Origin of the sequence: Limnohabitans sp., from assembly GCF_031539175.1 — a bacterium.
GTDB lineage: Bacteria > Pseudomonadota > Gammaproteobacteria > Burkholderiales > Burkholderiaceae_C > Limnohabitans.
This window is the reverse complement of record NZ_JAVKLQ010000014.1, coordinates 1-11,969: the sequence shown is the minus strand read 5'-3', so window position 1 is coordinate 11,969 and position 11,969 is coordinate 1. Positions and strand designations below refer to the sequence as shown.

Below are 11,969 nucleotides of genomic sequence, written 5' to 3'. Positions count from 1 at the left end.
TTGGTATCGTTCTTCTCGGCTGAGGTGCTTGTACATTGGGCAATTTCGATTTGGCGGTTAAAGCGGCCATGATGCTCTCGCATCCTCAGCCACCTATAACCAGTTCATCTTTGTTGCACTTCGTCCTTGAATCCGCCATTTCTTTAGAATGCTGCATTCGATTTATTTCATTACGCCAAACATACGCATATATACGTAGTTCGCCAATATGCGAGAAGTGCATGTTACGACCCTTTATTTTGTAATAAAAACTCCCACGAGATCTGCATTTAGGCTCAAACAATGCAACTCCACGGCACGAAGGGCGCAGGATGCAACCGTCATTTCAAGGAACAAACAAGTCCACCGAACATTCGGTCATCCAACCTTTAGACGAGATATTGAGGCAGGCCGTGACGCAAGGTGCCTCGGATATTCATTTTGAAACAGGTGAAACCGAATTTCGTGCACGCTTTCGTATCGATGGCATCTTGCATACTGCTGCCACACCAGCACTCCATTTACGTGATGCTATGGTCTCTCGCCTCAAAGTTTTAGCTCGTATGGATATTGCCGAAAAGCGAATACCACAAGACGGACGGATTCAATACCCCTACCTTGGTCGAACCATTGATTTACGGATCAGTTCATTACCCACGCTGCATGGTGAAAAAATTGTGGTCCGTTTACTCAATATCAGCCGTGAACGCCCCAGCCTTGAGGTGCTGGGTTACGAAGCCGATGACCAAGCTAGGGTTTTGGCCGCCATTGCACACCCTCACGGCATGGTGCTGATGACAGGCCCCACGGGGTCAGGTAAAACCTTATCGCTTTACAGTTGCCTTGAATTACTGAATAGCCCTGAGGTAAATATCTCCACAGTAGAAGATCCGTCAGAAATTCAATTACCTGGTGCGAATCAAGTCAATATCAACGAACGTGCAGGAGTCACATTTGCCAGTACTCTGCGGGCTTTATTGCGCCAAGACCCAGACATCATCATGGTGGGTGAAATACGCGATTTTGAAACAGCGTCTATCGCCATTCAGGCGGCACAAACCGGTCATTTGGTTTTATCAACCCTGCACACCAACGATGCCCCAAGCACGTTGGCACGCTTACGTCATATGGGCATTGAGGCGTTCAATGTCGCCGCCAGTGTTATTTTGATCGTGGCACAACGGCTCGTGCGTCGCTTGTGCAACGTCTGCAAGCAAAGCGCGACAGCGACGCAAACAGAGTCATGGATGCACCAACTCAGTGCCCAAGATCGAGAGGCGATTGGACTGGCGTCACGCCCCTCGCCAACGCTTTACCACGCCGTAGGGTGCAACGCCTGCGATCAAGGCTACAAAGGGCGTATTGGCATCTACCAAGTCATGCCCATTGATGAGCCCCTCCAAGCGTTGATTTTGGAAAACGCCAATACACAAGCCCTCGCGCTACACGCGACTCAACATGGTGTGAGAACGCTGCGTCAGGCGGGTTGGCTCAAAGCACTGCAGGGCATTACCTCTGTGCAAGAAGTCATGACACTGGCACACCATGGCTGAGTCCATGTTTCTATGGCACGGTGTCGATCGCGAGGGCAAGCATGTCCACGGCGAGATGCAGGCCTTCACCTCCGCAGCGGTGAAACAAACACTGCAACGCCAACGTATTCGGGCGACACGAATCAACCGAAAACTGTCGCTCCCCGTTTGGTTACAGCGCAATGCCAAGGTCAGCGGTGCCGATGTGACACGACTGACCCGGCAATTGGCCACACTGCTGCAATCAGGTGTGCCCTTGCTGCAAGCGTTCGACATCATGGGACGCGGCCTGCGCAGCCCTGTTTTAAAAAATTTGGTGCAAGACATTCGCAATCACATTGAAGGCGGTCAAGCCTTGCATCAGGCCCTACAGCGCCATGCCGTGTTCGACACTTTGTTTTGCAACTTGGTCGCCGCCGGTGAAATGGCAGGCATGCTCGACACCTTGCTTGACCGAATCGCCCATCACCGAGAAAAAGCTGAAGCACTACGCAGCGCATTGCGCTCTGCCCTGATTTATCCGGCAGCCGTGCTGACGATTGCGGTGATCGTGATGACCTTGCTGCTGTCGTTTGTGGTCCCCGCATTTGAAAATATCTTCACATCCTTCAATGCCGAACTGCCCGCCCTCACGCGGTTTGTGATCGGCCTGAGTTCGGGCTGGCAACGTCATGGCTGGACCGCGCTGTTCTTTTTTTCAACCGTCATTTGGGGTCTGCAGCAATGGATCCGGCGCAGCAAATCCCTCCAATGGCGCTTGCACGGTTGGGTGCTGCACCTCCCCATCGCGGGGCCGCTCGTGAGGCAAGCGGCCACAGCACGTTGGACGCGTACCTTGGCCACCTTATTTGCCGCGGGCATCACCCTGACCGATGCACTGGACGCCGTCAAGGGGGTCACGGGCAACCTGCATTACCAAGGGGCGACCGAGTCCATGCACACGCAGCTCATGCGTGGGCGCTCATTGGCACAAGCACTCGAAGATACAAATGGTTTGTTTTCCCCGATGGTGGTTCAAATGTGTGCGATTGGCGAAGAATCGGGCGCCTTAGACCGTATGCTCGAAAAGACAGCAGAGCACTATGAACGCGAGGTGGGCGCCACGGTCGCCAAACTCTCCACACTCATGGAGCCGTTCATCATGGTGGTGCTAGGCTTACTCATTGGCGGTTTGGTGGTCGCCCTGTATTTGCCAATTTTTCAACTGGGACAAGTGGTATGAGTTTGAATCTGTGGGCGGCCTTTGGCATCGGGCTGATATTGGGCAGCTTTGTGAATGTGCTGGTTCACCGCTTGCCGCGCATGGTCATGGCGAGCTTCGAGCCAGCCAGCGAGGACGCGCCTCGTTTTGACTTGTGCCTGCCAGCCTCGCACTGTCCCCACTGCCACACCCCCCTGCGCCTGCAACACCTGTTGCCTGTTCTCAGCTTTCTCTGGCTCAAAGGCCGCTGCGGATTTTGCAAGCATCCCATTGGCTGGCAATACCCCATCGTGGAGTTGCTCACGGCCACAATGTGGGCCGTTTGTGCATGGCACTGGGGAATCAACCTCACCGCCCTTTGCTGGGCACTTTTGGGGACAGGCTTATTTGCACTCTCACTCATCGACTGGCAAACCACCTTGCTGCCCGACGCCTTGACACAGCCCTTGCTCTGGCTAGGCCTCATGGCCAGCGCTGCGCAGTGGGTGACGTTGCCATTGACGCAAGCCGTGTGGGGCGCCGTGTGGGGCTATGCGGCCTTGTGGAGCGTCGCGACGGTGTTCGAGCGCATCACCGGAAAGCAAGGTATGGGTGGCGGCGATTTCAAATTGCTCGCGGCCTTGGGCGCTTGGTTAGGCCCCTTGGCCCTCATTCCGCTGGTCATTCTTGCCAGCCTCACGGGGGCCGTTGTGGGACTGAGCTTGCAATGGCGACACCGGCTACCCGCCAATGGCTACGTGCCATTTGGCCCATTTCTCGCCGCAGCAGGGGCTTTTTTAGCCTGGGAAAACCCGGCGGAATTCATGCAAAGCATGGGCTGGCTGGCATTTTGAATAGACTCAGCGTCATGCAAGTCTCTCTCCCTCCTTTTCGCTTAGGCCTGACTGGCGGCATTGGCAGCGGCAAAAGCACTGTTGGCCAAATGCTGGTGGATGCAGGCGGGGCTTTGATCGACGCAGATGCCATCGCCCGCAGCGTCACCGCGCCGGGCGGATCCGCCCTCACCGCCATTGCCCAAACTTTTGGCCCCGAATACATCACGGCAAAAGGCGCGTTAGACCGCGATCGCATGCGCACGCTGGTGTTTTCTGACACTTCAGCCAAACAACGGCTAGAAGCCATCATTCATCCGTTGGTGTCGTCAGCCACACAAGCGCAGGCTCAAACAGCCGCCAATGCAGGGCACAAACTGTTGGTATTTGACGTGCCTTTGTTGGTCGAATCTGGCCGCTGGCGGGCACAACTGGACAGCGTTTTGGTCGTCGACTGCGAGGTCGCTACACAGATTGAGCGTGTCATGACTCGAAGCGGTTTGAGTGCAGAAACGGTACAGCGCATCATCGATGCTCAAGCCACACGGGCACAACGCCTAAGTGCCGCGGATTGGGTGATCTTCAACGAGGGGCTGTCATTGGATGACCTAAAAGCAAAAGTGCGTCAAATCATGCGTGATTTGTCATGCAAAGTTTGACGCACTGACAGCTCTCAGCGGTTATGATCATCATCCAAAGCTATCAATATCAAATTTTTCGTTTTTCTGCGTGATTCTGTACGAACATCCCTTCAATGAACGTGTGCGCACTTACCTGCGTCTGGAACATCTGTTTCAGCGATTTGAAGAACTGACGTCACGCGATCACCCTGTTGATAACCACTTTGCGCTCACCACCTTGTTTGAGTTGGTCGATGCCGGTGGTCGAACCGATTTGAAATCGGACATCCTCAAAGACATCGAACGCCATAAACAACAGTTCAATGCCTTGCGTGGCAACCCGTCGGTGTCTGAATCAGCCTTGGAAATTTTGCTCGCGCAGTTAGAGCAGTGCTTTGAAGGCCTCAATGGCGCTGTCGGCAAGATTGGACAAACCATCACCGACAACGAGTGGCTGGCCGCTTTGCGCAACCGCGTCACGATTCCTGGGGGCACTTGCTGCTTTGATTTACCGGCCTATCACGCTTGGCAACAGCTCAGCCCAGACGTGCGCAGGCGTGACATCTTGCGCTGGGCACAAGCGTTTCAGCCCATGCAAGCCTCGGTCAACTTGCTGCTTTCTTTGATGCGTGACACGGGCGCTGCCCAAAAAATCATGGCAATGGGTGGCCAATACCAGCAGTCCCTTGCACAGGGCAAGTTCCAATTGATGCGTGTCGCCATCGACCCAGCCTTGGGCTTCATTCCGGAAATCAGCGGTAACCGTTTGATGATCTGGGTGCGCATGATGCGCCAAGACGGCGAAGGCCGCTTACAGGCCAGCACAGACGACGTGGCTTTTGAAATGGCTTTGTGCGCTTAAGCCATGACTGCTTCTGCTTCGCTTCGGATCGTGACATGCCCGCAATGCGGCGGCCCTAGCCGCTACGAACCTGCCAACTTGTTCCGTCCATTTTGCGGTGAACGCTGCCGCAACATCGACCTAGGCGCTTGGGCCAACGAAGAGCACCGCTTGCCCGATCAAACGCCGCAAGACGATGCAGACTTCGAAAATACACCGCTGCAATAAACCCAACTAAAAGGCTAAGCCCTTCTTAGCCTAGGCCGCGTGCGTGGCGCCTTCAAACCCACGTTCTTGTGCAAACCACTGCAAAACCGGCAGCGTCCCTGGCAACACAGGCGCCATGTCAACCGGTAACTGTTGCCAAGCAAATTGCTGGGCTTCACGCATTTGCAACGCACCCGACCATTGCGTGACTTTGCAAAAGTTCAGTTGAACCAACGCGTGTGGATAGTCAATGCGCTCGGTCTTCCAAGGCTCGCAGTTTTGAATCGTGATGCCAATTTCCTCTTGCAACTCACGACGTAAAGCTTGCTCGACGGTTTCGCCCGCTTCGAGTTTGCCCCCCGGAAACTCCCAGTAACCCGCGTAGGCCTTGCCTTCGGGGCGACTGGTGAGCAAAAAAGCTTGATCGGCACGAACCAGAACGCCCACAGCCACCTGCACCAAAGTTCGGTCGGCGGAACGAGGTTGGTCGGCATCGACCATGCGTACAACGGTGTCTGTCACGGCTTAGGCAGCGTGCTTGCCCGCGTAGTCGCGTGCAAACTGGAAAGCCACACGACCACTGCGAGAGCCACGCTCCAACGCCCAAATCAGAGCCTCGGGCCTGGCTGCCTCAATGGCCTCGCGCGTCACACCGAGGGACGACATCCACTGGGCGGCAATGGTGAGGTACTCATCTTGGCTGAAAGGGTAAAAACTAACCCACAAGCCAAAGCGCTCAGACAGAGAAATTTTTTCCTCAACGCCTTCGCCCGGGTGCACTTCACCGTCGTCGGTGTGGGTGTAGGTGAGGTTTTCCTTCATGTACTCAGGGAGTAAATGACGGCGGTTGCTGGTGGCGTAAATCAACACGTTCGGTGTGGCAGCGGCAATCGAACCATCCAAGATGGACTTGAGCGCTTTGTAGCCAGGCTCGCCATCTTCAAAACTCAAATCGTCACAGAAGATCATGAATTTTTCAGGCCGCGTGGACACCACGTCAATGATGTCGGGTAAGTCGGTCAGATCGTCTTTGTCGACTTCGATCAGACGCAAACCTTGCGGTGCATATTCATTCAAGCACGCTTTGATCAACGACGATTTGCCCGTCCCGCGTGCCCCCGTCAGCAACACGTTGTTCGCAGGCAAGCCTTTGACGAATTGCTCGGTGTTGCGCTGGATTTTTTCTTTTTGTCCGTCGATCTCTTGCAAATCCGCCAGACCCAGTTGGGCGACATGACGCACAGGCTCCAAACCGCCATGACCGCTGCTGCGTTTGCGATAGCGAAAAGCAACGCTCGCCGACCAGTCGGGTGCTGACATAGGTTGCGGCAGCACGGACTCAATGCGCGCCATCAGCGCTTCGGCACGTTGCACCAAACGCTCTAAGGGGTTTTGAATGGAATCGGTCATCAGCTTCTGTAATCGGCGTTGATGCTCACGTAGTCGTGGCTCAGGTCACATGTCCAAACGGTGTCGCTGGCTGTGCCGCGGCCTAAGACGACACGCACGGTAATTTCAGCTTGCTTCATCACGCGTTGGCCGTCTTCTTCGCGGTAATCCGGGTGGCGTCCACCTTGCACGGCGACATGCACATCGTCCAAATACAGGTCGATGCCCGTTTGGTCTAAGTCGGCAATGCCGGCATAACCAACCGCAGCCAAGATGCGGCCCAAGTTGGGGTCGCTGGCAAAGAAGGCAGTTTTGACCAACGGCGAATGCGCAATGGCATACGCCACTTGACGACATTCGGCGCCATCGCGGCCGCCTTCGACTTGGATGGTGATGAATTTGGTCGCACCTTCACCATCGCGCACGATGGCTTGCGCCAATTGGCGTGCCACTTGCAACATGGCTTGCAGCAAAGCTTGGCCTTCGGCGCTGTTCAAGCTGGTGATGGTCGGGTGCGTGGCCTTGTGTGTTGCGATGACCACGAAGGAATCGTTGGTCGATGTGTCGCCATCCACGGTCACGCGGTTGAAGGAGCCCTCGGCCAAAGCCAACGAGAGTTCTTTCATCAACGCGGGGGCCACGCAAGCATCGGTGGCCACATAGCCCAACATGGTGGCCATGTTGGGGCGAATCATGCCCGCACCTTTGCTGATGCCGGTGATGCTGACGGTTGCCCCTGCAATTTGAACTTGCGTGCTGGCCGCTTTGGGCACGGTGTCCGTCGTCATGATGCCTTCGGCTGCATCCGCCCATTGCTGCGCGGTTGCCGCTTGTCCCGCGGCCGCAATGGCCGATGGCAAGCCCGCGATGATGCGGTCATGGGGCAAGGGCTCCATGATGACGCCCGTGGAAAAAGGCAGCACTTGATTCGGGGAGATGTGCAAAGTTTTGGCCAAGGCTTCACAGGTTTCACGGGCACGCTTTAACCCGTCTTCCCCCGTGCCTGCGTTGGCATTGCCGGTGTTGACCACCATCGCACGAATGCCCTGACCCGCGTCTAAATGCTCGCGACAAATTTGCACGGGCGCGGCACAGAAACGGTTTTGCGTGAACACACCGCTGACGGAGGCGCCTTCGTCAATCAAGACCACCGTCAAATCTTTGCGATCTGCTTTGCGAATACCCGCTTGGGTCACGCCGATGCGAACACCTGGGATGGCGTGTAAGTCAGCGACGTTGGGAGGAAAGAGATGAACGGACATGAGTGATCAAGCCAATTGGCCGTGGCAATGTTTGTACTTCTTGCCACTGCCACATGGGCAAGGCTCGTTACGGCCCACAGTCGGCAGGCCGGTGGCAAAAGTGGCGACATCGGGCGTCACTTCTGCGTCGCCCAACTCATTGGGGGCTGTGTAGGTCACGTTGTGCAGTGTTTCAGCGCGGTCTTCCAACTCACTGGCAGCTTGCTCGATTTGTTCGTTCGACTCAATCTTGACCGTCATCAACACGCGGGTGACTTCCATCTTGACCATGTCTAACAACTGGCCAAACAACTCAAACGCTTCGCGTTTGTATTCTTGTTTGGGTTGCTTTTGTGCGTAGCCGCGCAGATGAATGCCTTGGCGCAGATAGTCCAACGCTGCCAAGTGCTCGCGCCAATGGCTGTCGATGTTTTGCAACAAGACAACACGCATGAAAGGCGTGAATTGCTCAAGCCCGACATGATCGAGTTTGGCTTGGAATGCGGCATGCGCGGCATCCACCACTTGCGTGAGAACTTCTTCATCCGTGATGGCGGAAGCTTTTTCAATGGTGCTTTGCAAAGGTACGTCGAGTAACCACTCTTGCATCAAAGCGCGCTGTAAGCCCGCGATGTCCCACTGCTCTTCCACCGACTCTTCGGGAACATACTGGCGCACCAAGTCGCTGAACGTCCCCTCGCGCAAACCGGCAATTTGCGCGGTCAAATCTGACGCATCCAGAATGTCGTTGCGTTGCTGGTAAATAACGCGACGTTGGTCGTTCGACACATCGTCGTACTCCAACAGCTGTTTGCGCACATCGAAGTTACGCGCCTCAACTTTGCGCTGTGCGCTCTCGATGCTGCGTGTGACGATGCCCGCCTCAATAGCTTCGCCCTCAGGCATCTTCAAACGGTCCATGATGGCTTTGACACGGTCACCGGCAAAGATGCGCATCAGCGAGTCATCGAGGCTCAAATAAAAACGTGATGAGCCAGGATCACCTTGGCGGCCAGAGCGACCACGCAATTGGTTGTCAATACGGCGTGACTCATGTCGCTCTGTCGCGATGATACGCAGGCCACCCAAGGACTTCACAGCCTCGTGATCTTTGGTCCATTGCACACGCAAGGCGTCAATTTGTTGCTGTTTGGCCGCAGCGTCCAGTGCGTCATTGGCCTCGACATCGGCAATGGCTTTTTCGACGTTGCCACCCAAGACGATGTCTGTACCGCGCCCCGCCATGTTGGTGGCGATGGTGATCATCTTGGCGCGACCGGCTTGGGCCACGATGTCTGCTTCGCGAGCGTGCTGTTTGGCGTTCAACACTTGATGTGGCAACTTGGCCTTCTCAAGCATGTCAGCAATCAGTTCGGAATTTTCAATCGAGGTGGTACCGACCAACACAGGCTGGCCGCGTTCGTAGCACTCACGAATGTCATCAATCGCAGCTTTGTATTTTTCAGCCGTGGTTTTGTAAACACGATCCAATTGGTCTTCGCGGCGGCTGATTCGGTTGGGCGGAATCACCACCGTTTCAAGGCCGTAAATTTCTTGAAACTCGTAGGCCTCGGTGTCAGCCGTACCGGTCATACCGCCCAGTTTTTGATAGAGACGGAAGTAGTTTTGGAAAGTAATAGAAGCCAGCGTTTGGTTTTCAGCTTGAATCTGAACGCCCTCTTTGGCCTCTACGGCTTGGTGCAAGCCATCGCTCCAACGGCGACCTGACATCAAGCGGCCAGTGAATTCGTCAACGATGGTGATTTCGCCATCTTGACAGACGTAATGTTGGTCACGGTGGTACAGATGGTTGGCACGCAACGCGGCATACAAATGGTGCATCAAGCTGATGTTGGCGGGGTCGTACAACGACGCGCCTTCAGCGAGCAAGCCCTGAGCAACCAAAATGCGCTCTGCATTTTCATGACCTTGTTCTGTCATGAAGACTTGGTGAGATTTTTCGTCCACCGTGAAATCGCCAGGCGTGATGATGCCCTCGCCAGTGCGAGGATCTTCCTCACCCACTTGACGCGTCAAGAACGGCACGACTTTGTTGATCGCGATGTACAACTCAGTGTGATCTTCGGCTTGGCCACTGATGATCAGCGGCGTGCGTGCCTCGTCAATCAAGATCGAATCGACTTCGTCGACGATGGCAAAGTTCAGCTTGCGCTGCACACGGTCGTGCGGCTCATAGACCATGTTGTCGCGCAAATAGTCAAAGCCGTATTCGTTGTTGGTGCCGTAGGTGATGTCTGCACGGTACGCGGCTTGCTTTTCTTCCCGTGGCATTTGAGGTAGGTTGATACCGACCGACAACCCCAAGTAGTTGTAGAGGCGTGACATCCACTTGGCATCGCGACTGGCCAAGTAATCATTCACGGTCACCACATGCACGCCTTGATCAGACAAGGCGTTCAAGTACACGGGCAAGGTGGCAGTGAGTGTTTTACCCTCACCGGTGCGCATCTCTGCGATCTTGCCTTGGTGCAGCGCAATACCGCCGACCAACTGCACATCGAAATGACGCATTTTCATCACGCGCTTAGACGCTTCGCGGACCACGGCATAGGCCTCAGGCAACAGCGCGTCTAAGGTTTCGCCTTGCTGAACACGCTTTTTAAATTCGTCTGTTTTCGCTCGCAAAGCTTCTTCACTGAGCTTCTCTAAGGAAGGCTCCAATGCATTGATTTGCGCGACAGTTTTGCGAAATTGCTTCAGCAGACGCTCATTGCGGCTGCCAAAAATATGTGTCAAAAAATTAAGAGGCATGCGAGCACTGCGGTGAACCCCTCCCAGCTGAGCAAGGGCGCCGCAAAATCCTTTGTAAAAGGCTTTATAGAAGCTGCGAATTTTAACCGTCACTCGCATCCATAATTCGACATGGCTACCCGTTCTACACCGCACCCTGACACTCTGGCGGCATATCGCGCCTTGGGCTACAACAGCGCCCCCAAAGCGAAGGTATTGATTCGAGGGAGATCCCGTACCCTAGATCAGGTACTGAGCAACGCCCCTGGACTGTCACAACTGACTGCGATGACGCAAGACACGCAGGCCAGACTACGAGCGATCGCGCCCTTGCTGCCTGCTTCATTGCGCGCATTGGTTCAATCGGGAGGGGTAGAAGGCGACGCTTGGTGTTTATTAGTGCCCAACAGTGCCGTCGCCGCCAAACTGCGCCAGACCGTGCCCGCCTTGTGTGCCCATCTTCGAACGAAGGGGTGGGATGTGAACACCATCCGCATCAAAGTGAAATCACACAGCTAAAAAGAAAAAGCCCTGCTGCACTTGCGTACAACAGGGCTTTTATTTTGGTGCCGTATCAAGACCACACCAAAAGCGCCTGTAAAACGCTCCGCTCCTTTGCACTCTTAAGTACACAAGAATTTTCCTTTTTAGCAGCCCTTGACATTGATTAATATTCATTCGCTAAACAAAAGAAGATCTACCCTGTTGGCTTTTAACAACAAAGGTTTTTAACGCCGCGCTGCCGCCGTCACTTAACTTCAGACTTGGCTTTTTCCAGAAAGTAAGCGTGAATGCGTCACCTAACTCACTTGACGACCAAATGGATCAAAAATTACTGACGCCTTCAGAACTAGCAGCCCACTGGAGCATCAAACGCCAAACTTTGGAAAAGTGGGGAACTACGGGCTACGAGAGCTTATCGTTTTTGACTAGCCACATTTATCGCTTGCATGAGGTCTTGATGTGCCCATTTGACGACTTTCAGTCCATGCTGCTTGAATGCCGAAGGCAGTTGAGCTGGTGGAACATCGCCCTTGTGTACCCCAATCACCCCTTTTCCTCTCTTAAGACTCTCTGCTATTTCCCAATCAACCCATTTACTCTGCGCGCTATCTTTAGTTAGATATACAGCAGTTACCGAAACCCTATCAATCCGCTCCCGTATTTTTTGCTTGATGTAGTCCTCGTTGTTGCTCTTTATAGCTTCCTTCAGCGAAAAATCATCAAATTGCAATTCCGTCTTATCGTTAGCAGCTTGTGACCTGCCCCCACTAGCCGTACCACTGAATTAGAAGTTAGTCCGATGTGTCAAGGTTATTCCAAAACTTGATGGTTTGTATTTGCAGCAGCATTTGAATTAATCCTATGCTGCTGCGCGAATTGAGCCGGTGGTATC

General features: G+C 54.3%; 11 protein-coding genes and 1 pseudogene. 7 read left to right on the top strand and 5 right to left on the bottom strand.

The window, feature by feature from the left end; translation table 11 throughout:
- Positions 1 to 311: 311 nt before the first annotated feature.
- The 6 genes from RMS95_RS02870 to RMS95_RS02845 all read left to right on the top strand — a co-directional run bounded on the left by RMS95_RS02870 (position 312) and on the right by RMS95_RS02845 (position 5,213).
- Positions 312 to 1,532: an ATPase, T2SS/T4P/T4SS family gene (locus tag RMS95_RS02870; RefSeq protein ID WP_310643416.1), complete on the top strand. Its 1,221-nt coding sequence runs from the start codon at positions 312 to 314 to the stop codon at positions 1,530 to 1,532.
- Positions 1,525 to 2,733, top strand: coding sequence for a type II secretion system F family protein (locus tag RMS95_RS02865; protein WP_310643414.1), 1,209 nt, complete (start codon positions 1,525 to 1,527; stop codon positions 2,731 to 2,733). The genes RMS95_RS02870 and RMS95_RS02865 overlap by 8 nt, the downstream gene beginning before the upstream one ends.
- The gene (locus RMS95_RS02860; protein ID WP_310643412.1) at positions 2,730 to 3,545 is read left to right on the top strand and encodes an A24 family peptidase; all 816 of its coding nucleotides are present in this window, start codon (positions 2,730 to 2,732) and stop codon (positions 3,543 to 3,545) included. The genes RMS95_RS02865 and RMS95_RS02860 overlap by 4 nt, the downstream gene beginning before the upstream one ends.
- Positions 3,546 to 3,559: 14 nt before the next feature.
- Positions 3,560 to 4,183 carry a dephospho-CoA kinase gene (gene coaE / locus RMS95_RS02855; RefSeq protein WP_310643410.1) on the top strand — a complete coding sequence of 208 codons (624 nt, stop codon included), beginning with the start codon at positions 3,560 to 3,562 and terminating at the stop codon, positions 4,181 to 4,183.
- Between the two features lie 70 nt (positions 4,184 to 4,253).
- Entirely contained in the window at positions 4,254 to 5,006 is a 753-nt protein-coding gene (gene zapD, locus RMS95_RS02850; protein ID WP_310643409.1) for a cell division protein ZapD, read from the top strand.
- Between the two features lie 3 nt (positions 5,007 to 5,009).
- Complete coding sequence (locus RMS95_RS02845; RefSeq protein ID WP_310643407.1) at positions 5,010 to 5,213, top strand: DNA gyrase inhibitor YacG; 204 nt, start codon at positions 5,010 to 5,012, stop codon at positions 5,211 to 5,213.
- 30 nt (positions 5,214 to 5,243) lie between these two features.
- On the opposite strand, the gene RMS95_RS02840 is transcribed toward RMS95_RS02845, so the two are convergent.
- The 4 genes from RMS95_RS02840 to secA are packed head-to-tail and all read right to left on the bottom strand — an operon-like array spanning position 5,244 to position 10,594.
- Positions 5,244 to 5,693, bottom strand: coding sequence for an NUDIX domain-containing protein (locus RMS95_RS02840; RefSeq protein WP_310643418.1), 450 nt, complete (start codon positions 5,691 to 5,693; stop codon positions 5,244 to 5,246).
- A 24-nt stretch (positions 5,694 to 5,717) separates the two neighbouring features.
- A complete protein-coding gene (locus RMS95_RS02835; protein ID WP_310643406.1) occupies positions 5,718 to 6,602 on the bottom strand; it encodes an ATP-binding protein in 885 nt (294 codons plus the stop codon).
- Positions 6,602 to 7,843, bottom strand: coding sequence for a bifunctional glutamate N-acetyltransferase/amino-acid acetyltransferase ArgJ (argJ, locus tag RMS95_RS02830; protein WP_310643404.1), 1,242 nt, complete (start codon positions 7,841 to 7,843; stop codon positions 6,602 to 6,604). Before argJ ends, RMS95_RS02835 begins: the two co-directional genes overlap by 1 nt.
- A 6-nt stretch (positions 7,844 to 7,849) precedes the next feature.
- A complete protein-coding gene (secA, locus tag RMS95_RS02825) occupies positions 7,850 to 10,594 on the bottom strand; it encodes a preprotein translocase subunit SecA (RefSeq protein WP_310643402.1) in 2,745 nt (914 codons plus the stop codon).
- 111 nt (positions 10,595 to 10,705) lie between these two features.
- On the opposite strand from secA, the gene RMS95_RS02820 reads away from it, so the two are divergent.
- Positions 10,706 to 11,092, top strand: coding sequence for a hypothetical protein (locus tag RMS95_RS02820; protein WP_310643400.1), 387 nt, complete (start codon positions 10,706 to 10,708; stop codon positions 11,090 to 11,092).
- A 397-nt stretch (positions 11,093 to 11,489) separates the two neighbouring features.
- On the opposite strand, the pseudogene RMS95_RS02815 reads toward RMS95_RS02820, so the two are convergent.
- A pseudogene (locus RMS95_RS02815) lies at positions 11,490 to 11,819 on the bottom strand (TIR domain-containing protein); the annotation flags it as partial.
- Positions 11,820 to 11,969: the final 150 nt, after the last annotated feature.